Genomic DNA, 21,768 nt, shown 5'->3' with positions numbered 1-21,768 from the left:
GGAATGTCATGAAGGCATTTTTGACCCGAAGGAAATCCCTTCTGGCAGCAGCAACCGCGGCCATCGCTCTTACGCTGAGCGCTTGCGGCGGCGGCGGTACCGGCACCGGCTCCAACCCCAAACCGGTCGAGAAGCCCAGCTTCGCTGCAGGCACCACCATGGAAAAGCTCGCGTCCGCAGGCAAGATCACCATTGGCACCAAGTTCGACCAGCCTCTGTTCGGCCAGAAGGGCCTGGACGGCAAGCCGGTCGGTTTCGACGTGGAAATCGGCAAGCTGCTCGCCGCCAAGCTGGGCATTCCGGCGGACAAGATCGAATGGGTGGAAACCGTCTCCGCCAACCGTGAGCAGTTCATCAAGCAGGGCAAGGTGGATATCATCGTGGCCACCTACACCATCAATGACAAGCGCAAGAAGGAAGTCGACTTCGCGGGCCCGTACTACGAAGCCGGCCAGGCGCTCATGGTGAACAAGGACAACAACTCGATCACCAAGCCCGAGGACGTCAAGGGCAAGAACGTCTGCTCTGTGACGGGTTCCACCCCTGCCTCCACCATCGTGGAGAAGTACGGCGCGGTCCTGGTCCCGGCAGCCACCTACTCCGCCTGCCTCGAGCCGCTGCGCAACAAGCAGGTTGAGGCTGTGACCACTGACAACGCCATCCTCGCCGGCTTCGTCAACAAGGAGCCGGACGCGTTCAAGCTGGCGTCCGAGGAGACCTTCACCAAGGAGCCGTACGGCATCGGCCTGAAGAAGGGCGACACCGAGTTCCGCAACTGGATCAACGACCAGCTGGAAGCCATCGCCAAGGACGGCTCCTACAAGAAGGCCTGGGAGGACACGGCAGGCGCGGTCATCAAGAAGGCACCGGAACTCCCGGCCATCGACCGCTACTAAAAACGAGCGTGGCGGTTACCGGCGGCTGTGCATGCCCCAGCCTGCCGGTAACCGCCGCTTTCGTTTCCGCACATTCCCCTGAACGCAGCTAAAGGACTTTATGGACGTCATCATTGAAAGCCTCCCCCAATACTGGGACGGCTTTCTCAGAACCCTGTTCCTGGCCGCCGTTTCCGGCATCATCGCGTTGGTTGTCGGCACCCTGCTGGCCGCAGCGCGCGTCTCCCCCGTGGCAGCCCTCCGCGGCTTCAGCATGTTCTACGTGGAGGTGGTCCGTAACACCCCGCTGACCATCGCCTTCTTTTTCGCGGCCGTGGTCCTGCCCCGGCTGGGCGTGACCTTCCAGCAGTTCGAAGTGGCAGCCATCATCGCTCTGAGCGCCTACACTGCCGCGTTCATTGCCGAGGCGGTGCGCTCGGGCGTCAACAGCGTTCCGGTCGGCCAGGCCGAGGCGGCCCGCAGCATCGGCATGAAATTCGGCCAGGTGCTCCGGCTCATCATCCTTCCGCAGGCACTGCGGACCGTGATCCCGCCCATGATCAACATCCTCATCGCGCTGGTCAAGAACTCGTCTGTGGCCGGTGCCTTCTACGTGCTGGAGCTGTTCGGCTACGGCAAGCAGCTGGCCAACGACCATGGCGACGCCGTCATGTGGGTGCTGATCGGCGTTGCCTTCTTCTATCTCCTGATCACCGTGCCGCTGGGCTACCTCGCCCACCAGGTCGAACGAAAGGTGGCGATCGCACGATGAGTTCGGTTCTCTACGACGTCCCCGGCCCCAAGGCCCGCCGCATCTCGCTGATCGGGTCCGTGATCGGCGTCGTGCTGATCGCAGCCCTGCTGGCCTGGGCCATCATGACCCTCGCCCAGCAGGGAATCTTCCAGGCCCAGCGCTGGGTGATCTTCGGCCAGGCGGATGTCTGGGCGCTGATCTTCAATGGCATCGGCGCGACACTGAGCGCGGCGGCCATCGCAGCGGTCATTGCCTTTCCGCTGGGACTCCTGCTGTGCCTGATGCGCATTTCCGACGTCGCCTGGATCAGGATTCCGACCAGGATCGTGCTCGAGTTCCTCCGCGGCATGCCCGTGGTCCTGATGATGCTGTTCGTGCTGCTGGTCTTCGCCACCAGCTCGTTCATCGCCGTGGTGGCCGGCCTGGTCCTCTATAACGCGGCGATCTTCGCGGAGATCATCCGCGCAGGCATCCAGTCCCTCCCCCGCGGCCAGCGCGAGGCGGGGTTGGCGATCGGCCTGACCAGCTTCCAGTCCCGGCTGACCATCGAACTGCCGCAGGCGGTCCGCCGCATGCTGCCGTCCCTCGTGGCGCAGCTGGTGGTCCTGCTGAAGGACACATCACTCGGGTACATCGTGGCCTACGGCGAACTGCTGCGCGCGGTGCAGGTGATGGCGGACTTCCTGGGCCCGCAGTTCCTGTTCCCGGTGTTCTTCGTGGCCGCCGCAATCTACATCGCCATCAACCTGGCAGTGTCCCGCCTTGCCATCTGGATTGAGCGGCACGGGTCCAAGAAGGCTGCCGGCGGTGTGGCGAAGGCCCCCACGGCCGGGGTGTCCACGGTCGTGAAATAGGAACCAGTGGTGAAATAGACGGCAGTCATTTCACAGCGAAGGGTCCGCAGCCATCCGGCTGCGGACCCTTCGTGTTTACCTGCGGTGGCTCAGGAGAGCCACGTCTGCAGTGCCCGCAGGCAAGTGCGGACGGCTTCGGCTTCCACGTGCTCGTTGTCCTTGTGCGCCAGGAGCGCATCCCCGGGGCCGAAGTTCACGGCCGGGATGCCCAGTTCGCTGAAGCGGGCGACGTCGGTCCAGCCGTACTTGGGTTTGGGCTCGCCGCCCACGGCGGCCACGAAGGACGCGGCGGCAGGGTGGTTCAGTCCCGGCCGCGCGCCGGCGGCGCTGTCCGTGCGGACCACGTCGAATCCGTCCAGCAACTCACGCACATGCGCTTCGGCCTGGTCGGGGGTCTTGTCCGGGGCGAAGCGGTAGTTGATCTCCACGACGCAACGGTCCGGGATGACGTTGCCGGCGGTGCCGCCGTGGATCTTCACCGCGTTCAGGCTTTCGCGGTAGTCCAGGCCGTCCACGGTCACGGTCTGCGGGCTGTATGCCGCGAGCCGTTCCAGGATCGGCGCGGCCGCGTGGATCGCGTTGCGTCCCATCCAGGCCCGGGCGGAGTGTGCGGCCTCGCCGGAGGTGGTGGCGTGGAACCGCATGGTGCCGTTGCAGCCGCCCTCCACGGTGCCGTCGGTCGGCTCGAGGAGGATGGCAAAGTCGCCGCCGAGGAGTCCGCCGTGGTTGCGCACCAGCCGGCCCAGGCCGCTCTTGACCGCCTCCACCTCCTCATGGTCGTAAAACACGAAGGTGACGTCCTTGCTCGGCTCCGCCCCGCCGTCGAACATTAACGCCGCCAGCGCAAGCTGGACGGCCACGCCGCCCTTCATGTCCGTGGCGCCGCGGCCGTACAGGACGCCGTCGCCGGGAGTGCCGGACGGCCAGGTGGACGGCACCGTTCCCAGCGAGCCTTCGGTGACGGGCAGCGGCACGGTGTCCAGGTGGCCTGCCAGAATGACCCGCTCGCTGCGGCCGAGGTTGGTCCGGGCGATGATGGAGTCGCCGTCCCGCACCAGTTCGAGGCCGGGCAGCTCGCTGAGTGCTGACTCGACGGCGTCGGCCAGCCGGCGCTCGTTGCCGGAGACGCTGTTGATGTCGATCAGCGCGGAGGTCAGCAGTGCCACGTCCTGGCGCAGGTCAAGGGTTACGGGGGCTGTTTCGGCAATCACCCTCCCACTGTATCCCGCACCTGCCCGTGCCAACCGGGCGGCAGCCCAAGGCGTTCGGGTGGCAGCCCACGGCGTTCCCGGCGCGATCCAGGGGCCGGCAATGCCCTGAAATGCGACTCGGACATGCACGGACCGGTTTCGGTGCGTGCAGCTCGTCTCGATAGACTTGGCGCATGACTGAAACCGCTTCTTCCGCCGTGCCCGCTGCCCAGACACTGTCCGGCGAATCCCGTTCGGCCTATGGCTTCGGCGTAGCCACCATCGCCAAGCGGAACGGCGAAGCCACCGTGCTGGATGCCTGGTTCCCCGCCCCCGCCCTCGGTGTGGCCGCGGAAAGCCTCCGCGCCGTGGAGAACGCCGACGAAACCCTTACGGAAATCGCAGCCGCCGGCACCGACGCCGACCGCGGCACCGAACAGAAGGTGGTGTTCGTCCAGATCGACCTGGACGAGGCCCCGGCCGACACCGCCGACGCCTACCTGCGCCTGCACCTGCTCTCGCACCGCCTGGTCCGGCCCAACAGCATCAACCTGGACGGCATCTTCGGCAAGCTCCCGAACGTCGTCTGGACCAACTTCGGCCCGTGCGCCGTGGACGGGTTCGAGCTGACCCGCGCCAAGCTGCGCAAGCGCGGCGCTGTCACCGTCTACGGCGTGGACAAGTTCCCGCGCATGGTGGACTACGTCGTTCCCGCGGGCGTCCGCATTGCCGACGCCGACCGCGTGCGCCTGGGTGCCCACCTCGCCGAAGGCACCACGGTCATGCACGAGGGCTTTGTGAACTTCAATGCCGGTACCCTGGGGACCTCCATGGTCGAGGGCCGGATTTCCGCTGGTGTGGTGGCCGGTGACGGCACCGACGTCGGCGGCGGCGCCTCGATCATGGGCACCCTCTCCGGCGGCGGCAAGGAAAAGGTATCCCTGGGCCAGCGCGTCCTGCTGGGTGCCAACTCCGGCGTCGGCATCAGCATCGGGGACGACTCCGTGGTGGAGGCCGGGCTGTACGTCACGGCGGGCACCCGCGTCCGCGTTGCCGGCCCCAAGGACGCCGACGGCGAGGACACCAGCAAGATCGTTAAGGCCATTGAGCTGTCCGGTGTGCCGAACCTGCTCTTCCGCCGCAACTCCACCACCGGTGAAGTTGAAGTCCTGCCCCGCCAGGGCCAGACCGTGGAACTGAACGACGCCCTGCACGCCAACTGATTGCCCGCCAACTGACCGCACGACCACCAACCGTGAGGACAAAGCCGGCACGCCACCCCTTCGGGCGTGCCGGCGGATTGCTGGAGTAACCACGTGACACGCAGACGCAGGCTGCGCAGGGCTGTCATCGCCGGCCTCTCCCTCGCCCTGGTGGCCGGCGGCATCTATACAGCGGTCTCCTTGCTGCAGCGCTCCGAGCAGCTGATCACCGAGGAATGCACCGCCGCCGCCGGCCCGCACCGGGCCAACCTGGCCACGGACCAGGCTGCAAACGCGGCCCTGATCACGGCCGTCTCGGTGCGCCGCGGGCTGCCGCCGCGGGCAGCCAGCATTGCCCTGGCCACCGCGATGCAGGAATCCAAGCTCCGGAACATCGGCCACGGCGACCTCGCCGGCCCGGATTCCAGGGGCCTCTTCCAGCAGCGCCCCTCCCAGGGCTGGGGCACCCAGGAACAGGTCATGGACCCGATCTACGCCACGAATGCCTTCTACGATGCCCTCGTGAAGGTGCCCGGCTACGCAACCCTGGAAATCACCGACGCCGCCCAGCGGGTCCAGCGCTCGGCCTACCCCACTGCGTACGCCGAGCACGAGGCGATGGGACGGTCCTTCGCCTCGGCACTGACAGGCGAAACGCCCGCCGCGCTCAACTGCACGCTTCGTTCACCGGACGCCGCCGGCACCACCGACGCCCTGCTGACGCAGCTGGAAGCCGCCTACGGGAGCATCCCCACAACCGCCAACGGCCAGACGGTGGAGGCCGATGTCACCGGCAGCTATGCCTGGTCCGTGGCCCACTGGGCGGTGGCCAACGCCAAGGACCTTTCCGTGGAACGCGTTGACGTGGACGGAAAGCGGTGGGACCGGGAAGCCCGCAACGGGTGGCAGGATGCGCCGGGCACCGGCGGCCGGGTGGCCATCACGCTGGCAGCCGAAGGGTCCTGAATGCGGTCCGGAATTGCCGTGAATCCTGGGCCCGGGCCCGCATTCTGAAGGTTAGACGAGAATCTCCACAACCGGCTGCACGTAGCTGCGGAACACCTCGGGCTGGGACAGCAGCTCGTGGCTCATGATGATCTTGTCCGGCTCCAGGTACCACGCCCGCTGCTCGTCCAGCGGCAGCTCGATGATCGTCAGCGCAAAGTCCCGCGAGTCCCGGCCTACCTCCAGGAGCCGGTCCTCGACGATGTCCTCGATCAGATGCCCGGAGCCCCCGGCCACACGCTCGGCTTCCAGTTCGGCGTACTCCGCGCGCCGCTCCCTGGCCCAGGTCAGGGCGGCCCCGAAGTGCGCCTGCAGGACCTTGCGCAGGGCCGGCGAATTGGCGAAGGACCGGAATCCCGGGGGCGACAGCTCAGGTGACATCTGCGGGTGGGCCTTGAGGAGCTGCTCCCACCAGGCTTCCCACTCCGTTTTCAGCGCGCTGATGCCGCCCACTTCAGCCGTGAGGTGGGAATGGTCAACGTGGCGGACCTTCGGTGCGGCGTGCGACAGTGGGGGGAAGCCGGCGCCGTCGAGCCCGGCAACATCACGTATGTAAAGGGCAATGAGCATGGGCCCCGACGTGTCCATAGTGATTCGCCAGCCTGGACCGCCTGTGTGCTGCATGCGTATGCCTCCTTGGCATCTCGTCTTCCACCCCGTTTTGCCGGCAACCCGCTCTCCGGCTTTCAGTCTATTCCCCCAGCCCGGGGAGGTTAATGGCTGGCACCGGCCTCCTCCGAAGCCCCTCAAGGTGGGATTCGAGCACGTCACGGCACATTTCCGGCGACATCCAGCCCGGCTGGAGCAGTGCATGCATCGTCAGCCCGTCCAGCGTCGCCAGCAGGTGTTCGGCAGCCGTCACCAGCTGCGGCCCGGCACCGGCCACCGCATCGTCATCGCCGTGCAGGAGCCGGGTGATCACCTGGCCAACAACGGCAGCCACGGCGCGGTGGCTCCTGTCCGCCTCGGCGGCCAGAAAGGGCCGGATCCGCGCCGCGTTCCTGAACGCCAGCCAGGCACACGCGTCCAGGGCGCGTTCCTCGTCCAGGGGCAGGAACTCACCCAGCAGTGTTAAAACCGCCGCGCTATTGTCCGCGTCATCGGCTGCCGGCCCCAGCCCGGCCAGCTCTGCGTGCAGACGCGTCAGCAGACGGTCGGAAACGGCCGCGAAGGAGTAGGCCAGCAGGTCATCGCTGCTGTCGAAGTAGTGCCGCACGGAGCCCACCGCCAGGCCGGCCTCGTCCGCCACCTCCCGCAGGGACGCACGTTCCAGGCCGTCCGTAGCGATGATCCTGCACACGGCCCCAACGATCTCCTGCCGGCGCTGCGCGGCGTCCACGATTTTCGGCACCCTTGTTTTTAGCACGCGTGTGCGCCAAAACCGCGGCGACTCTCCCCGCCAGGGTTCGTGGTTAAAGCCCGACGGCGGCCGCCCACCTGAGGTGGACAGCCGCCGTCGTGGATTTCAGCGGGCGGGGTACTGCCGCTCGGGCTCTCCTGTGTAGAGCTGCCGCGGGCGGCCGATCTTGGTGTTGGGATCGTTGATCATTTCGCGCCACTGCGCAATCCAGCCCGGCAGGCGGCCGATGGCGAACAGCACGGTGAACATCTTCTCCGGGAAGCCCATGGCCTTGTAGATCAGGCCGGTGTAGAAGTCCACGTTCGGGTACAGCTTGCGCTGGATGAAGTAGTCGTCGCCGAGTGCCTTTTCCTCCAGCCGCATGGCGATGTCCAGGAGCTCGTCGTGGCCGCCGAGCTTGCTGAGGACCTCGTGCGCGGTGGCCTTGATGATCTTGGCACGCGGGTCGTAGTTCTTGTAGACCCGGTGGCCGAAGCCCATGAGGCGGACGCCGTCTTCCTTGTTCTTGACCTTCTCCATGTAGTCCTCGGGCTTGACGCCGTCGGCCTGGATCTGGCGGAGCATCTTCAGCACGGCCTCGTTGGCGCCGCCGTGGGCGGGGCCGAACAGGGCGTTGATGCCTGCGGATACGGACGCGAAGAGGTTGGCGTTGGAGGAGCCCACCAGGCGCACCGTGGAGGTGGAGCAGTTCTGCTCGTGGTCGGCGTGCAGGATGAGGAGCAGGTCCAGGGCCTTGACCACTACCGGGTCCAGTTCGTACTGCTCGGCCGGCAGGCCGAAGCTGAGGCGGAGGAAGTTCTCCACGAGGTTCATGGAGTTGTCCGGGTACAGCATCGGCTGCCCGATCGACTTCTTGTGCGCGTAGGCCGCAATGACCGGCAGCTTCGCCATGAGGCGGATGGTGGAAACCTCCACCTGCTCGTCATTGAACGGGTCCAGCGAGTCCTGGTAGAACGTGGACAGCGCGGACACCGCAGAGGACAGCACGGGCATCGGGTGCGCGTCGCGGGGGAAGCCGCCGAAGAAGCCCTTGAGCTCCTCGTGCAGCAGGGTGTGGCGGCGGATCTTCTGGTCGAAGTCGTCCAGCTCGGCCGGCGTCGGGAGGTTGCCGTAGATCAGCAGGTACGAGACTTCCAGGAAGCTGGAGTGCTGGGCCAGCTGCTCGATCGGGTAGCCGCGGTACCGCAGGATGCCTGCGTCGCCGTCGATGTAGGTGATGGCCGACGTCGTGGCGGCCGTGTTCATGAAGCCGGGGTCAAAGGCAACGGCGCCCGTCTGCTTCAGTAGCTTGGAAACGTCGTAGCCTTCGTTTCCCTCAACAACCTTGATGCGCGGGAGCTCGAGCTCCCCGCCTGCGTGGCGCAAGATCGCACTGGTGGTCTCAGTTGCGCTGGTGGTCTCAGTCATGGAGTCCCCTTCATGAGGCCTCTTGGCCTCTCTAGAAAGCTTGATCCAACATCAGGTGAGCCGCGCGGGATCCCGCACGGCGGGACGTCCAACGGCCGTGCTGCCTTCTTGTAGAAAGCCACCATTGATAGTCAGTTAAAAACTACCGCCACTTGCGGGCTCCCACTAATCCGGGAGCGCCGAATCATCCCAAAAACAGGCCACTTGTGGCGCGAGTCACACCATTGTTACGGCGCCCGGAGCGTCAAAAGTCGCCCGTTCCCGGGCCCCCGTACCCGCGGCCGGTGGCGGCCAAGGCGGGCCGCGGCATGACGCCGGGAAAACCGCCTAGGCCAGGCGGGCCACCGCGGCGTCGATCCGTTCGTCGGTTCCGGTCAGGGCCACCCGGACATAGCCGTGGCCGGCCTCGCCGTAAAACACGCCGGGACCCACCACGATCCCCCGCTCCGCGAGGCGTGCCACGGTGTCCCAAGTCGCTTCGCCCGCAGTGCACCAGAGGTAAAGGCCTGCGGCGGACTCGTGCAGCGTCAGCCCGAAGGACTCCAGCGCGGGCAGGAGCCGCTCCCGCCGTCCGCGGTACAGGTCCTTCTGCGCCAGGACGTGCGCGTCGTCGCCGAGGGCCACGCGCATGGCTTCCTGCACCGGGTACGGCACGATCATGCCGGCGTGCTTGCGGCTGTTGACGAGGTTGGCCATCAGGGCAGCATCCCCGGCGACGAACGCCGCCCGGTAGCCGGCCAGGTTGGACTGCTTGCTCAGCGAGTACACGGCGAGGAGCCCGTCGTGGGAGGCTCCGGCGACGCGCGGATCGAGGATGCTCGGAACAGCCTGTCCGCCGCGCTGCAGGTCCCATTCCCCCCAGCCCAGTTCGGCGTAGCATTCATCGGAGGCCACAAGCGCGCCGATTTCGCGGGCCTGGTCCACGATCTTCTTCAGGGACGCGGCGTCGCGGACGCTGCCCGTGGGGTTGCCCGGGGAGTTGACCCACACCAGGCGGACCTTGGCCCGGGTGGCCGGGTCCAGTTCATCGAGGTCGTCGGCCGCCACCGCGGTGGCCCCGGCGAACGTGGCCCCGATGTCGTAGGTGGGGTAGGCCACCGTGGGACGGACGACGACGTCGCCCGGCTTGAGGCCCAGCAGGAACGGCAGCCACGCCACGAGTTCCTTGGAACCCACGGTGGGCATGACGGCGAGGGGATCGAGGCCTTCCACGCCGCGGCGGCGGGCGAACCAGCCGGCAATGGCCTCCCGGAGTGCGGGTGTGCCGTGGACGGTGGGGTACCCGGGCGCATCCGCGGCCGCCTTCAGCGCGTCCTGGATGACCGGCGGCGTGGGATCCACGGGGGTGCCGATGGAAAGGTTGACCACGCCACCCGGGTGTTCAGCCGCCTTGGCGAGGTACGGCGCCATCGCTTCCCACGGATAGTCGGGCAGGCTTAGGCCGAAACTGCGCACAGCTGTAGTCACGAACGGTCCGCCTAGTGGTCCTGGTTCTGCGGCGGGAGCGCTGCAATCATCGGGTGGTCCTTGCCGGTGTTGCCCACCTTGGCGGCGCCGCCCGGGGAGCCGAGGTCGTCAAAGAACTCGACGTTCGCCTTGTAGTAGTCGGCCCATTCCTCCGGGGTGTCATCCTCGTAGTAGATGGCTTCCACCGGGCACACGGGCTCGCAGGCGCCGCAGTCGACGCACTCATCGGGATGGATATAGAGGGAGCGTTCGCCTTCGTAGATGCAATCGACGGGGCACTCCTCAATGCATGCCTTGTCCTTAACATCCACACACGGCTGCGCGATTACGTACGTCACGTCCCTTGCCTCTCCACGTTGATTCCCGGCGCCTGGCCGGTTGCTGCATCCGGCCTGCATGCCGGGCTGTCCACTTCAGAGCCTATTATCTCCCACGCCCGCCCCGCGAACGAAGCGGGCGCGTCACACTCCGGACGCGTCATACGATGGACGGGTGAGCCCGACACCACCAACACCCCGGCAGTTCCTGGCCGCAGCCCCGGCCGGAACACGCGTGGTGGTGCGCTACAGGATCGACGGCGGATTTACGGACGCGCTGGGAGACCTCCTGGAGTGCGGCGAAAGTGAGTGCACCGTGCGGACCCGGAGTTCCGACGTCGGCATTCCGCTGGACCTGGTGGTTGCCGCCAAACAGGTGCCGCCGGCGCCTCCGCGGCGCGGTTCACGCCTGGCCTAGGCCCTGTCCCTTCCCTCCAGCGCACCCCCATCCATTGCACTGCCATCCACCGCACTGCCATCCACCGCACTGTGATCCGGCGCCCCGTCATCCTGGCCCCCGTCGGCCTGCACCTCGTCCGGAAGCGTCCGCATTTTTCGGAGCGGGGAGAACAGGACCGGGGCGGTGGCCAGGAGGCTGCCTGCTGCCCCTACCAGCATGGTGGGCACGAGGCCAAGGTGTTCGCCCAGGTAGCCGGAGGCCAGGGCAGCCAGCGGCATCACGCCCCACACCGCAAACCGGATGGAGGCGTTCATGCGGCCGAGCAGCCTCGGAGGGCAGACCCGCTGGCGCAGGGTGAGCTGCATGATGTTGTACACCAGGACGCTGAACCCGAACCCGAGCTCCGAGATCAGCAGCAGGGCCAGTGAGACTCCCGGTTCGGAAACGACGGCCGCCAACGGTATCAGCAGCAGAAAGACCGAACTGACCATGCCACACACGGGAATCACGGTGCCCTCGCCGATCCGGGCGGCGAGACGCGGCGCGGCGACGGCACCCAGCAGGCCGCCGGCAGCGCCCACGGTCATGATGAGGCCCATGCCCTGCGGTCCCAGTCCCAGGGTGCGCAACACCAGCAGCGGCATCAGCGTGTAGATCAGCATGCCCGAAAAGTTCATTCCGCCGGTGCAGGCCGCAATGCGGCTGATGAGCGGATGCCGGACAACAAAGGTGACGCCTTCCCGTATCTCGGCCGCAAGGGGGCGCCGTGCGGCCACAGGCACACGTGCCTCGGAGTCGCGGGTCCGTGCAAGAAACAGCGCGGAGAGCAGGTAGCCGGCGGCTTCGCCCAGGAACAGCACGGGAGCCGACACAACCGCGAGCAGCGCACCGCCGGCGGCGGGTCCGCCGATGCGCGCCAGCTGGGCGGTGGTCTCAAGCTTTGAGTTGGCCTCCCGCACCTGCGGGGACGCCACCAGGACCGGCACGTAACTCTGGTAGGCGACGTCGAAGAACACCGTGGCCGTCCCCACGGTCCCCGCGACCAGGTAGAGGTGCCAGATTTCCAGGCCGCCGCTCCACCACAGGACCGGCACCGCAGCCATGGCGGCCATCCGCAGCACGTCGGCAGCGATCATGGTCCTGCGCTTCAGCCAGCGGTCAACCCACGCCCCGGCCGGCAGACCGACTGCCAGGAAAGCGGCCAGGCCAGCGGCGTTCAGCACGCCCACTTCGAATTCCGAGGCGGACAGCAACGTAACGGCGAGCACCGGGAGCGCCAGCTGGCCCAGCTGCGCGCCGAACTGCCCCAGGGCCTGCCCGGCCCAGAAAGTGGCGAAATTCCGGTCCCGCCACAGCGGCACTGCTGGAGGCTCCGCGGCAGTGGGTTCGGCAGTCACGGCTTCAGTCTCGGCGGGCGATTGGCATATGTCAATCACTTATCGCTCGTTACACTTGCGTCTATGAACCACCCGCCGGAGAGCGACGACGCAGACCTGGTGGCCAAGGGCCGCGCGCTGAGTTCCCCGCTGCGGCTGAGGATCCTTCGGCTGTGCCTGCACCAGTCACGGACCAACAAGGAAATCGCGGAGCTGCTCGGCCTCAATCCCGCCTCCAGCCTCCACCACGTCCGGACCCTTGTGCGGACCGGGTTCCTGCTGCCGGAGGAACGCCGCAAGGGCCGGCGCGGCGCCACCGAGGTGCCCTACATCGCCAGCCGGAAGTCGTGGACCACGCCGGTGGACAACGTCTCGCGGATCCTCATCGAGACGTTCCTTCAGGAGACCCGGGACCTTCCCCCTGAGGACATCGAGGTGTGGCGGCTCGGCGTGAAGTTCAACGCCGCGCGGCGTGAGGAAATGCTGGGCAAGCTTCGCGCCGTCGTCGAGGAATACATGGCCCTTCCCGCAGACGACGACGGCGAGGCCACCTCGCTGATGATCGCCCACCACCGGGACCCGGCGGCTGACTAGCGCAGGCTACTCAGCCTGGCTACCGGCGGTACCGCCGGCACCAGGCGAGCATGGCGACGGTGACCACCACGATCCCGTAGACCCAGATGCTGCCGGCCAGGTCCCCCGCGATCAGCCGCTTGCCGGACTCCATACCGGACCACCAGCCGGCCAGGGCGTAGCAGAGCGCTCCGCACACCGCCGTCGGAACCAATGCCCGGAACGCCGCCCCGAGGAACAGCTGGAGCGATGCCAGGAGGAGCAGCGCCGCAACGGCACCCAGAGGCAGCGCGGCACCGATGGCCGCGAACTCCTGGCGGTGCAGCGCGGTCCCGGCGAGGGCAGCAAAAAGAGCTGCCGGCACGGCGGCGGCCAGGCCGCCTGCCATGCCGGCAGCTCTTCTGTTCACGATGTCAGTTCCCTGCGGGAGGGAGCCGTTATGCCTTGGCGCGGGCGCGGTTGGCCTTGGCACGCTCGTTGGAATCGAGGATGACCTTGCGGATGCGGATGTCCTCCGGCGTGACCTCCACGCACTCGTCTTCGCGGGCGAATTCGAGGGACTCTTCGAGGGTGAGCTCGCGCGGCGGGGTGAGGTTCTCGAAGCTGTCCGAGGAAGCCGCACGCATGTTGGTGAGCTTCTTTTCCTTGGTGATGTTCACGTCCATGTCGTCGGCACGGGAGTTTTCGCCCACGATCATGCCTTCGTAGACCTCGGAGGTCGGCTTGACGAAGAAGGAACCGCGTTCCTGCAGGTTGATCATGGCGAACGGGGTCACCACGCCTGCGCGGTCGGCCACCATGGAACCGTTGGTGCGGTATTCGATGGGGCCGGCCCAGGGCTCGTAGCCCTCGGCGATGGAGGCGGCGATGCCGGCGCCGCGGGTGTCTGTGAGGAACTTGGTGCGGAAACCGATCAGGCCGCGGGCCGGAACGATGAATTCCATCCGGCACCAGCCGGTGCCGTGGTTGGCCATGTTGGTCATGCGGCCCTTGCGGGCGGCCATGAGCTGGGTGACGGCACCGAGGTACTCTTCGGGCACGTCGATGGTCATGTGCTCCATGGGCTCGTGGACCTTGCCGTCGATGGTCTTGGTGACCACCTGGGGCTTGCCGACGGTGAGCTCGAACCCTTCACGGCGCATCTGCTCCACGAGGATGGCCAGCGCGAGCTCGCCACGGCCCTGGACTTCCCAGGCGTCCGGACGCTCGGTGGGAAGAACCTTGATGGAGACGTTACCGATCAGTTCCTTGTCCAGGCGGTCCTTCACCTGTCGGGCCGTGACCTTCGCGCCTTTGACCTTGCCGGCCAGGGGGGAGGTGTTGATACCGATGGTCATCGAGATCGCGGGATCGTCAACGGTGATCAGCGGCAGCGGTTGGGGGTTCTCGACGTCGGTCAGGGTCTCGCCGATGGTGATCTCCTCGATGCCGGCGACGGCAACGATCTCTCCCGGGCCGGCGGACTCGGCAGGAACGCGCTCGAGGGCCTTGGTGGCGAGGAGTTCGGTGATCTTAACGGTCTTGAGCTCACCGTTGGCGCGGGCCCAGGCAACCTGCTGGCCCTTGCGGAGGGTGCCGTTGTAGATGCGCAGCAGGGCGAGGCGGCCCAGGAACGGGGAGGCGTCCAGGTTGGTGACGTGCGCCTGCAGGACACCCTCCGGGTTGTAGGTCGGGGCCGGGATGTGCTCGATGATGGCGCTGAAGAGCGGCTCGAGGTCCTCGTTCTCCGGGGCGGTGCCGTCGGCCGGCTGCTCGAGGGAGGCGCGGCCTACCTTCGCGGCGGCGTAAACCACCGGGACGTTGAGGATCTTGTCCAGGTCAAGGTCGGGAACCTCGTCGGCGAGGTCGGAGGCCAGGCCCAGGAGCAGGTCCATGGACTCGTGGACGACCTCTTCGATGCGGGCGTCGGGGCGGTCGGTCTTGTTGACCAGGAGGATCACCGGCAGGTGCGCGGCGAGGGCCTTGCGGAGGACGAAGCGGGTCTGGGGCAGCGGGCCCTCAGAGGCATCCACGAGGAGAACGACGCCGTCCACCATGGACAGACCGCGCTCCACTTCGCCGCCGAAGTCGGCGTGGCCGGGGGTGTCGATGACGTTGATGGTGATGGTTTCGCCGTTGGAGGACGGTCCGTTGTAGGCCACCGTGGTGTTCTTGGCCAGGATGGTGATGCCCTTTTCGCGCTCCAGGTCACCGGAGTCCATGACGCGGTCTTCGAGATGGTTGTGCTCGGCAAAGGAGTTGGTCTGCTTGAGCATGGCGTCCACAAGGGTGGTCTTGCCGTGGTCAACGTGGGCCACAATCGCGACGTTGCGCAGGTCACTGCGAACTGCAGTTGCTACCGCGGTGTTGGTGGTGGTTTCAGACATGCGTTATTGCTCGATTCAGTGGTGAAGTCAGCTGTTGTATCGCGACATTTCCAACCGGAACGCACGACGGATCAGACCCTTAACACAGGGCACCTACTGCCAGTCTAAACGGTCAGCCATTTATTGGCCTAAAACGGGCACCTCCCCCAGCCCCGGGCCCGTTACCAAATCGTGAATCCCGCGGGGCGTCATGTGAGCAAAATCACTGGCTTTTCCGAAAGTGATCCACCACTATTGGCTAGACCAGTTTTCGAAAGCCAGGAGTCCACGGATGTTACAAGCCTCGACGCGGGCCCTCCTGATTGGCCCGGTCATCGCCGCCAGCGTATTTTTGGCGGGCTGCGGCGCCGCAGCGGAGCCGGCGTCCGGAACCGGAACGACGGCGGCCCCGCGCGCCGCCGCCCCGGTGGCCGCCCCCGGTGAGGCCGTGGCCGCCGGCTCGACGGTCGTGAGCGACCTGGGGGCCGCCGTCGACCCCGCCAGCCTTCCGGCCGGAGCGCTGTACCGCAATCCGGCCAACGGCCGGGACGAGGTCATTGTGGGCAACATCGCCCACACCGCGCTGCTGATCGGTGACTCGCAGTCCGAGCCGCAGGCCAGCTGGCCGCGGCGGGCCCTCGCAGGGCTCGGCTACGACGTCTTCTTCTGCGGCAAGGGCGGCACCGGCTTCGTCGCCTCCAACGGCACCATTGGCAACTACGTCGATGCCCTGCAGCGCGGCGACTGGCACCTGCCCTATGGCTTCCCCCCGCTGGTGCTCATCGAGGGTGGCGGGAACGATGCGAAGCAAGGGGCGACCGACGAGCAGATCTCGGGCAACGCAGACCGGCTCATCACGACGATCAAGCAACGGTACCCGGGCGCGAAGCTGGCCATGGTGGGAACCCTGGGCAAGGGAGCGGACCACGGCGGCGCCCGGCGCGCCGAGGTTGACGCCCTGCTGGGGAGCGTCGCCGCGGACCACGGCATTCCGTTCGTCAGTGTCGGGGACTGGCTCACCCGCTACGGGCTGGAGTCGCAGCTCAAGGACAGCGTCCACATGAACGGTGAAGGTCACCGCGCTCTGGGCATGCTGCTGGGTGACAGGCTCGCAGAACTGGGTCTCGCCCTGTCCTAGCTTCTGTTGGGGGCGGGGGCTCTTGGCCTCAATGCAAAGGGAGCCGGCGGCCGCCCGAAGGCGGACACCGGCTCCCTTGCTATTGCTTCAGTCCCGGCTACTCCGTCCCGGTGGCCGCCAGCTGCGCCCGGAGCTCCCGCCGCTCGCGCTGCTTTTCCGGATCCGGCAGCGGCACGGCGGCAAGCAGCCGCTGGGTGTAGGCCTCCTGCGGGTTGCGCAGGATCTGGTCGCGGGTGCCCTGCTCCACGATCCGGCCACGCTGCATGACGCAGATGCGGTCTGCCAGCACGTCCACGACGGCGAGATCGTGGGTGACGAAAAGGCAGGCGAACCCGAGCTCGCGCTGGAGGTTCTGGAACAGCTCCAGGACCTTGGCCTGCACCGACACGTCCAAGGCAGACGTCGGCTCGTCCGCCACCATCAGCTTCGGCTTGAGCGACAGTGCACGGGCGATGCCGACGCGCTGCTTTTGCCCGCCGGACAGCTCGTGCGGGTACCTGTTCCGGTAGTTCCGCGGCAGCTCCACCTGGTCCAGCAGCGCCTCGATGCGCTTCTGCAGGTCGGCGCCCTTCGCCACGCCGGCAAGGTACATCGGCTCGCCGATGCTTTCGCCGATGGGCAGTCGCGGGTTCAGGGACGAGGACGGGTCCTGGAACACCATGCCGATGTGGCGCCGGACCTGGTGCAGCTGCTTGCCGTTCTTCTTCGCGGCGGAGATGTCCTCCCCCACCACGCGCATCGTTCCGGCGGCCACCGGCAGCAGTCCGACGGCGGCGCGCCCGATGGTGGTCTTGCCCGATCCGGACTCCCCGACCAGGCCAACCACCTGCCCGGGATGGATGGTCAGGTTGGCGCCTTCGACGGCGCGGAACGCCGGGACACGGCCCTGCTTCGGGTACTCGATGGCGACGTCGGTCAGCTCCAGGACCGGTTCACCCTGGGGGCCTTTGGATTCGGCGGCGACCAGGGCTGCCGCGTTCTCCCGCTCGCGGCGGACCAGCTCCTCGTGGTCCACGGACTCAAGCTCGGCGTGGGTGGCCGCTGCCAGCGCTGCTGTCACGTCCACGTCCGGGGCGGCGTCCGTTCCGCCCTGCCCGAGGTGCGGCACGGCCGCCAGCAGGGCCTGCGTGTACGGGTGCTGGGGGTTGTGGAAGATCTGCCCGGCGGTGCCGGTCTCCACGATCAGGCCCTTGCGCATGACGGCGATCCGGTCCGCCAGGTCCGCCACGACGCCCATGTCGTGGGTGATCAGGACGATGGCGCTGTCCAGCTTGTTGCGCAGGTTCCTCATCAGGTCGAGGATTTCCGCCTGCACCGTGACGTCGAGGGCCGTGGTGGGCTCGTCCGCGATCAGCAGCTTGGGGTCGCAGGACAGCGACTGGGCGATCATGGCACGCTGGCGCTGGCCGCCGGAGAGCTGGTGCGGATAGGACTTGAATGCCTTCACCGGATCCGGCAGCTCCACGAGCTCCAGCATCCGCAGTGCACGCTCCTTGGCCTGGTCCGGTGAGACCTCGTTGTGAAGCCGCACAGTCTCGACGATCTGCGCACCCACCGTGTACACCGGGTTGAGCGCCGTCATGGGCTCCTGGAAGATGACGGCAACATCCTTGCCGCGGACGCTGCGGATGTTGCCCGCGTCCTCGCCCAGCAGCTCCTTGCCGGACAGCCTGACGCTCCCGGACACCCTGCTGTTGCTGGGCAGCAGGCCGAGCAGCGCCATGGAACTGGCGCTTTTTCCGGAGCCGGACTCACCCACGATGGCCAGCACCTCGCCCGCGCGGACCTCATAATTAAGTCCGACGGCGGCCGGCACCCACTTCTTTTCGACGCCGAAGTCGACGCTGAGGTCGCGCACTTCCAGGACGACGGAACCCTTCCCGTCTGCCCTCCGCCGCCCGGCGCCGGGCTCAATGGAGTCCGGCCCCAGCGGGTCCGACGTTGGGCGGTCAGGGCTGATGTAGTCAGACATGTAGGGGTTTTCCTTCCACCCGTGCCAGCGGAGCAGCTGAGATTAGTGCTGCGGCCGGGAATACTGAATTATTGGGGGCATGAGCACTGTGCCGCATGCCGGAAACGCCGCAATCTTCAAAGCGCGCACCAACAAATGGTTTGCCGGATTCTCGTGGTTCGTGGCGGCTGCCGGGCTGGCCGGCCTGGCCGTGGCGGGCGGTATCCCCGCGCTGGCAGGTGCCGGGCCGCTGCTTCTCATCGCCTACCTGGGCTGGCTGCTGTTTTGGCGTCCGGCGGTGGTTGTCCGCGACGCCGGCGTGACCATCGACAATCCGTTCCGCGCCATCACGGTGCCGTGGGCGGCGCTGGTGCAGGTGGACACCCGCTACGCACTGACCCTCGTCACGCCCGGCCGGAGCTACGGGGCCTGGGCGGCTCCCGCCCCCGGTATCTGGGGCGGCCGGAACGCCCGCCCGGAGGACCTCCGGGGACTGCCGGACAGCACGTACGGGCCAGGGAACTCCGTCCGCCCGGGCGACCTGAAGAGCACCGACTCGGGGCAGGCCGCCCAGCTGGTCCGCGGACGCTGGCAGCAGCTGGTCGAATCCGGATTGCTGGACGCCGGGGCAGCCGAAAGCACTCCGGTCACCGTGAGGTTCCGCTGGCGCGAGGCAGCGGTCACCCTGGTCCTTCTCGGCCTCAGCTACTGGAGCGTGGCCGTCCTGTAGCCAGGCAGCGCACTGCCCCGGCCGGCGCCGTCGCAGCAGCACGTCAGGCTCCCTTGTCCCCGCCGGCGGTCCGTCCGTCGTCGCCCCGGCTGTCCAGAGCCGTCACCGGCGTCGCCTCCGGAACTGTTGCACCGGCGTCCTTGGCCTTCTTGGCGTTGAACTTCTTTTGCCGCGGATCGAAGGCGTCGCGCAGGCCGTCGCCAATGAAGTTGATGCTGAGGCAGATGAGGACGATGAACAGGCCGGGGAACCAGAACAGCCAGGGGCGGGTGGCGAAGGCCTCCTGGTTCTGGGAGATCAGCAGACCCAGCGAGGTGTCCGGGGACTTGACGCCGACGCCCAGGTAACTGAGGGCGGTTTCCGTGAGGATCGCCGCCGACATGGTGAGGGTGACGTTGACGATCAGCACGCCCACCGCGTTGGGCAGGATGTGCTTGAAAATGATCCGGGCGTTGCTGGCTCCGGAAATCCGAGCCGCGTCGACGAACTCGCGCTCCCGCAGGGTGAGGAACTCGCCGCGCATGAGCCTGGCCAGGCCCACCCAGCTGATCAGCCCGAGGAAGATGCCGAGCGCGAGGACACCGTTGCTGCTGGCGAAGGCCGCAAACCAGCTGCCCTCATCCCGGCGTCCTGCCAGCTGCGCCATGACCGCGGCGAGGAGCAGCGCCGGGACGATGATGATGACGTCGGTGAGCCGCATCAGGATGGCTTCCATCCAGCCCCGGAAGTAGCCGGACAGCGCGCCGACGACCACACCGATCAGGCCGGCGATGAGGCCGATGACCACCATGATCGTGATGGACTGCTGGGCACCGCGCATGGTCATGGCGAACAGGTCGCGCCCGATCCGGTCCTGGCCGAAGGGATGCTCCCCCCAAGCCAGCGGCCACAGTGACGCCGTGGGGGTGCCGTCGTTGACCAGCGGCGAGACGGCTTCGTGCGTGTATTTCCACCAGCCGGGGATTCCGGCGTATCCGACGGACGTGAAGGCCATCACGAAGATGATGGCAAAGACGGCCAGGCCGACGATGGCGCCGGAGTGGCCAAGGAAGCGCTTGCGGACAATCTGGCCCTGACTCAGGCCCCTGGCTTCGGAGACAGGCTCGATGCCGGCGGCTTCCTGCCGCAGGCCGGCCTCCTCCGCCATGATTTCATCCTGCTGGCTGGGCTGGCTCATGCTTTCACCCTTACTCGTGGATCCAGTGCGGAGTAGGCGAGGTCCGCGATGAGGTTGAACGCCATGGCCGTGATGGCGACGCAGACGAACACGCCCATGACGGGGTTCGGGTCAACGTGCTGGATGCCGTCCAGGAACAGGAACCCCATCCCCCGGACGGAGAAGACCGTCTCGGTGATGACCGCGCCGCCGATCAGGCCGCCGATGTCGAACGCGACGATGGTGGCCACCGGGATGAGGGCGTTCCGGAACGCGTGGCGCATGACCACGGTCCGCTCGGACAGGCCCTTGGCCCTCGCCGTCCGGATGTAGTCCATGTTCATGATCTCGAGCATGGAAGCCCGGGTGAACCGCGTGTAGCCGGCGAGCGAAATAAGGATGAGCGCGGTGGTGGGAAGGATGAGGTGCGTGAAGGAATCGAGCCCGAGGATCCAGAAGTCACCCTCAATGTTCGGCGTGCCGGCGCCGATGGTGGCGATCGGCCGCCCCCGGACCCGGCTGTTGTTGAAGTACGTGGGCCAGGCCTGCATGAAGCGGTCCAGCATGATGAGGAAGCCCACCAGGAAGGACGTGATGGCAGCAGCGCGCATGGACTGCCCGCGGTCGTAGCCGCCCATCAGGTAGCCGATGGCCATGCCGATCAGGACTTCGGCGACCGCCAGCAGCACGATCATCAGGAACGTTGCCTGGTTCAGTAACGGCTGGACCACAAAGTAGAGGACCACTCCAACGCCTGCGGCAATCAGGGCGGACTGCAGTGCTTTGCGATTCCGCAGGCCCGCGGTCAGCAGGGTCACGGCAAACGCGATGCCCACGCCGGCGATGGCGATGACAACGGGGCCCAGGCCCGGAGTCTTGAACCACTGGGTCACCGAGAAGTAGATGAGGACGGCAGTGACAGCGGCGAAGACGACGCCGCCCGTCAGTACCCTGCGCCTGGCGTCACCGCCGGCCACGATCAAACCCACGGCGCCGAGGACGGCGCCGACGCCGATTGAGACCGGCAGGGGTATCTCCGGGTTGCGGAGGAAATTGTTGAAGCCGATGGCGCCGAATTCCTTGAGCAGGACGGCCACCCAGAAGATCGGCAGGGAGAAGAACAGGAACGCCATGAAAGTCACGCCATAGTCCAGGGTGCTGTACTGGCGCAGGGCGGTGATGATGCCCAGCGTGATGCCCACGAGGATGGCCAGGACGGCGGCACCGGTTACCAGCGTCAGTGTCTGAATGAGTGCGTGGCCGAGGGCGTCCGTGATGGGCTGGCCGGCAATGTTTTTACCCAGGTTGCAGGAGCCGGTGAAGGGCACCAGGCACTGGGCTGCGCCACCGAGCCATTTGAAGTACCGCACCGGAGCGGGCGTGTCGAGATCCAGCAGAGCGGATCTCGAGTCCATGAGCTGCTGCTTGTTCGGCGCGCTGCTGGCGCGGAACTCGGCGAGCGGATCGCCTGACGCTGCGGTCAGCAGATACACCAGGAACGATGCGCCCAAAAGGATGAGTGCGGCGGTGACGAGCCGCCGGACTATGTAGGTCACCATTGTGATTGAACCTCAGGATTCGGGCCCGGGGATTGCCCGGACCGGTCGCAGGTTTGGCGGCGCCTAGCTGCTCGTGCTGCCAACACAGGCACTGCCGGGGGATGACGCT

Annotated in this window: 21 protein-coding genes; 9 read left to right on the top strand and 12 right to left on the bottom strand. The window is 67.0% G+C overall.

The window, feature by feature from the left end; all coding sequences use genetic code 11:
- Window positions 1–8: 8 nt before the first annotated feature.
- From ACFVTE_RS04720 to ACFVTE_RS04710, 3 genes are all read left to right on the top strand, one after another.
- Complete coding sequence (locus ACFVTE_RS04720) at window positions 9–896, top strand: glutamate ABC transporter substrate-binding protein (protein ID WP_387097534.1); 888 nt, start codon at window positions 9–11, stop codon at window positions 894–896.
- A gap of 100 nt (window positions 897–996) precedes the next feature.
- Window positions 997–1,647 carry an amino acid ABC transporter permease gene (locus tag ACFVTE_RS04715; protein WP_387097531.1) on the top strand — a complete coding sequence of 217 codons (651 nt, stop codon included), beginning with the start codon at window positions 997–999 and terminating at the stop codon, window positions 1,645–1,647.
- The gene (locus ACFVTE_RS04710) at window positions 1,644–2,483 is read left to right on the top strand and encodes an amino acid ABC transporter permease (protein ID WP_387097528.1); all 840 of its coding nucleotides are present in this window, start codon (window positions 1,644–1,646) and stop codon (window positions 2,481–2,483) included. The genes ACFVTE_RS04715 and ACFVTE_RS04710 overlap by 4 nt, the downstream gene beginning before the upstream one ends.
- Window positions 2,484–2,572: 89 nt before the next feature.
- Here the strand turns inward: ACFVTE_RS04710 and dapE are convergent, their stop codons facing one another.
- On the bottom strand, window positions 2,573–3,694 hold the full coding sequence (gene dapE, locus ACFVTE_RS04705; RefSeq protein WP_387097525.1) for a succinyl-diaminopimelate desuccinylase: 1,122 nt from the start codon (window positions 3,692–3,694) through the stop codon (window positions 2,573–2,575).
- 173 nt (window positions 3,695–3,867) lie between these two features.
- On the opposite strand from dapE, the gene dapD reads away from it, so the two are divergent.
- A complete protein-coding gene (gene dapD / locus ACFVTE_RS04700) occupies window positions 3,868–4,896 on the top strand; it encodes a 2,3,4,5-tetrahydropyridine-2,6-dicarboxylate N-succinyltransferase (protein WP_387097523.1) in 1,029 nt (342 codons plus the stop codon).
- A 93-nt stretch (window positions 4,897–4,989) separates the two neighbouring features.
- The gene (locus tag ACFVTE_RS04695) at window positions 4,990–5,841 is read left to right on the top strand and encodes a hypothetical protein (protein WP_387097521.1); all 852 of its coding nucleotides are present in this window, start codon (window positions 4,990–4,992) and stop codon (window positions 5,839–5,841) included.
- 51 nt (window positions 5,842–5,892) lie between these two features.
- Here ACFVTE_RS04695 and ACFVTE_RS04690 read toward each other — a convergent pair whose 3' ends face one another.
- The 5 genes from ACFVTE_RS04690 to fdxA form a co-directional block, all read right to left on the bottom strand.
- Window positions 5,893–6,504 carry a hypothetical protein gene (locus ACFVTE_RS04690; protein WP_387097518.1) on the bottom strand — a complete coding sequence of 204 codons (612 nt, stop codon included), beginning with the start codon at window positions 6,502–6,504 and terminating at the stop codon, window positions 5,893–5,895.
- 67 nt (window positions 6,505–6,571) lie between these two features.
- Window positions 6,572–7,231 carry a TetR/AcrR family transcriptional regulator gene (locus ACFVTE_RS04685; protein WP_387097515.1) on the bottom strand — a complete coding sequence of 220 codons (660 nt, stop codon included), beginning with the start codon at window positions 7,229–7,231 and terminating at the stop codon, window positions 6,572–6,574.
- 114 nt (window positions 7,232–7,345) lie between these two features.
- Window positions 7,346–8,647, bottom strand: a complete 1,302-nt coding sequence (locus ACFVTE_RS04680; protein WP_377949634.1) for a citrate synthase — start codon at window positions 8,645–8,647, stop codon at window positions 7,346–7,348.
- A gap of 327 nt (window positions 8,648–8,974) precedes the next feature.
- Complete coding sequence (gene dapC, locus ACFVTE_RS04675) at window positions 8,975–10,114, bottom strand: succinyldiaminopimelate transaminase (RefSeq protein ID WP_387097512.1); 1,140 nt, start codon at window positions 10,112–10,114, stop codon at window positions 8,975–8,977.
- An 11-nt stretch (window positions 10,115–10,125) separates the two neighbouring features.
- Window positions 10,126–10,452: a ferredoxin gene (fdxA, locus tag ACFVTE_RS04670; RefSeq protein ID WP_026265673.1), complete on the bottom strand. Its 327-nt coding sequence runs from the start codon at window positions 10,450–10,452 to the stop codon at window positions 10,126–10,128.
- Window positions 10,453–10,606: 154 nt separating this feature from the next.
- On the opposite strand from fdxA, the gene ACFVTE_RS04665 reads away from it, so the two are divergent.
- The gene (locus ACFVTE_RS04665; protein WP_387097508.1) at window positions 10,607–10,849 is read left to right on the top strand and encodes a hypothetical protein; all 243 of its coding nucleotides are present in this window, start codon (window positions 10,607–10,609) and stop codon (window positions 10,847–10,849) included.
- On the opposite strand, the gene ACFVTE_RS04660 is transcribed toward ACFVTE_RS04665, so the two are convergent.
- On the bottom strand, window positions 10,846–12,228 hold the full coding sequence (locus ACFVTE_RS04660) for an MFS transporter (RefSeq protein WP_387097505.1): 1,383 nt from the start codon (window positions 12,226–12,228) through the stop codon (window positions 10,846–10,848). The two genes, ACFVTE_RS04665 and ACFVTE_RS04660, sit on opposite strands and share 4 nt — an antisense overlap.
- 63 nt (window positions 12,229–12,291) lie before the next feature.
- Between ACFVTE_RS04660 and ACFVTE_RS04655 the strand changes: the two genes are divergently transcribed.
- Window positions 12,292–12,801 carry a helix-turn-helix domain-containing protein gene (locus tag ACFVTE_RS04655; protein WP_387097502.1) on the top strand — a complete coding sequence of 170 codons (510 nt, stop codon included), beginning with the start codon at window positions 12,292–12,294 and terminating at the stop codon, window positions 12,799–12,801.
- Window positions 12,802–12,820: 19 nt separating this feature from the next.
- Here ACFVTE_RS04655 and ACFVTE_RS04650 read toward each other — a convergent pair whose 3' ends face one another.
- A complete protein-coding gene (locus ACFVTE_RS04650) occupies window positions 12,821–13,189 on the bottom strand; it encodes a hypothetical protein (RefSeq protein WP_387097499.1) in 369 nt (122 codons plus the stop codon).
- A 28-nt stretch (window positions 13,190–13,217) separates the two neighbouring features.
- Window positions 13,218–15,146 carry a translational GTPase TypA gene (gene typA, locus ACFVTE_RS04645; RefSeq protein WP_003805173.1) on the bottom strand — a complete coding sequence of 643 codons (1,929 nt, stop codon included), beginning with the start codon at window positions 15,144–15,146 and terminating at the stop codon, window positions 13,218–13,220.
- A 271-nt stretch (window positions 15,147–15,417) separates the two neighbouring features.
- Here typA and ACFVTE_RS04640 point away from each other — a divergent pair, with 271 nt between their 5' ends.
- Entirely contained in the window at window positions 15,418–16,263 is an 846-nt protein-coding gene (locus tag ACFVTE_RS04640; protein ID WP_387097497.1) for an SGNH/GDSL hydrolase family protein, read from the top strand.
- A gap of 97 nt (window positions 16,264–16,360) precedes the next feature.
- Here ACFVTE_RS04640 and ACFVTE_RS04635 read toward each other — a convergent pair whose 3' ends face one another.
- Window positions 16,361–18,235, bottom strand: a complete 1,875-nt coding sequence (locus ACFVTE_RS04635; RefSeq protein ID WP_387097495.1) for an ABC transporter ATP-binding protein — start codon at window positions 18,233–18,235, stop codon at window positions 16,361–16,363.
- 79 nt (window positions 18,236–18,314) lie between these two features.
- Here ACFVTE_RS04635 and ACFVTE_RS04630 point away from each other — a divergent pair, with 79 nt between their 5' ends.
- A complete protein-coding gene (locus ACFVTE_RS04630) occupies window positions 18,315–18,944 on the top strand; it encodes a PH domain-containing protein (protein WP_387097493.1) in 630 nt (209 codons plus the stop codon).
- A 43-nt stretch (window positions 18,945–18,987) separates the two neighbouring features.
- Here ACFVTE_RS04630 and ACFVTE_RS04625 read toward each other — a convergent pair whose 3' ends face one another.
- Together ACFVTE_RS04625 and ACFVTE_RS04620 are read right to left on the bottom strand one after the other, a co-directional pair.
- Entirely contained in the window at window positions 18,988–20,121 is a 1,134-nt protein-coding gene (locus ACFVTE_RS04625; RefSeq protein WP_387097490.1) for an ABC transporter permease, read from the bottom strand.
- Window positions 20,118–21,659, bottom strand: a complete 1,542-nt coding sequence (locus tag ACFVTE_RS04620; RefSeq protein WP_387097488.1) for an ABC transporter permease — start codon at window positions 21,657–21,659, stop codon at window positions 20,118–20,120. The genes ACFVTE_RS04625 and ACFVTE_RS04620 overlap by 4 nt, the downstream gene beginning before the upstream one ends.
- Window positions 21,660–21,768: the final 109 nt, after the last annotated feature.

It is taken from the genome of Arthrobacter sp. NPDC058097, assembly GCF_042884885.1.
Lineage (GTDB): Bacteria > Actinomycetota > Actinomycetes > Actinomycetales > Micrococcaceae > Arthrobacter.
This window is presented reverse-complemented; position numbering and strand designations above follow the sequence as displayed.

What these genes read in the sequence shown, in the direction of transcription:
- ACFVTE_RS04720 (WP_387097534.1), top strand. Translation starts at nt 9, where the DNA reads ATGAAGGCATTTTTGACCCGAAGGAAATCCCTTCTGGCAGCAGCAACC.
- ACFVTE_RS04715 (WP_387097531.1), top strand. Translation starts at nt 997, where the DNA reads ATGGACGTCATCATTGAAAGCCTCCCCCAATACTGGGACGGCTTTCTC.
- ACFVTE_RS04710 (WP_387097528.1), top strand. Translation starts at nt 1,644, where the DNA reads ATGAGTTCGGTTCTCTACGACGTCCCCGGCCCCAAGGCCCGCCGCATC.
- dapD (WP_387097523.1), top strand. Translation starts at nt 3,868, where the DNA reads ATGACTGAAACCGCTTCTTCCGCCGTGCCCGCTGCCCAGACACTGTCC.
- ACFVTE_RS04690 (WP_387097518.1), bottom strand. Translation starts at nt 6,504, where the DNA reads ATGCAGCACACAGGCGGTCCAGGCTGGCGAATCACTATGGACACGTCG.
- ACFVTE_RS04680 (WP_377949634.1), bottom strand. Translation starts at nt 8,647, where the DNA reads ATGACTGAGACCACCAGCGCAACTGAGACCACCAGTGCGATCTTGCGC.
- ACFVTE_RS04655 (WP_387097502.1), top strand. Translation starts at nt 12,292, where the DNA reads ATGAACCACCCGCCGGAGAGCGACGACGCAGACCTGGTGGCCAAGGGC.
- typA (WP_003805173.1), bottom strand. Translation starts at nt 15,146, where the DNA reads ATGTCTGAAACCACCACCAACACCGCGGTAGCAACTGCAGTTCGCAGT.
- ACFVTE_RS04640 (WP_387097497.1), top strand. Translation starts at nt 15,418, where the DNA reads ATGTTACAAGCCTCGACGCGGGCCCTCCTGATTGGCCCGGTCATCGCC.
- ACFVTE_RS04635 (WP_387097495.1), bottom strand. Translation starts at nt 18,235, where the DNA reads ATGTCTGACTACATCAGCCCTGACCGCCCAACGTCGGACCCGCTGGGG.
- ACFVTE_RS04630 (WP_387097493.1), top strand. Translation starts at nt 18,315, where the DNA reads ATGAGCACTGTGCCGCATGCCGGAAACGCCGCAATCTTCAAAGCGCGC.
- ACFVTE_RS04625 (WP_387097490.1), bottom strand. Translation starts at nt 20,121, where the DNA reads ATGAGCCAGCCCAGCCAGCAGGATGAAATCATGGCGGAGGAGGCCGGC.
- ACFVTE_RS04620 (WP_387097488.1), bottom strand. Translation starts at nt 21,659, where the DNA reads ATGGTGACCTACATAGTCCGGCGGCTCGTCACCGCCGCACTCATCCTT.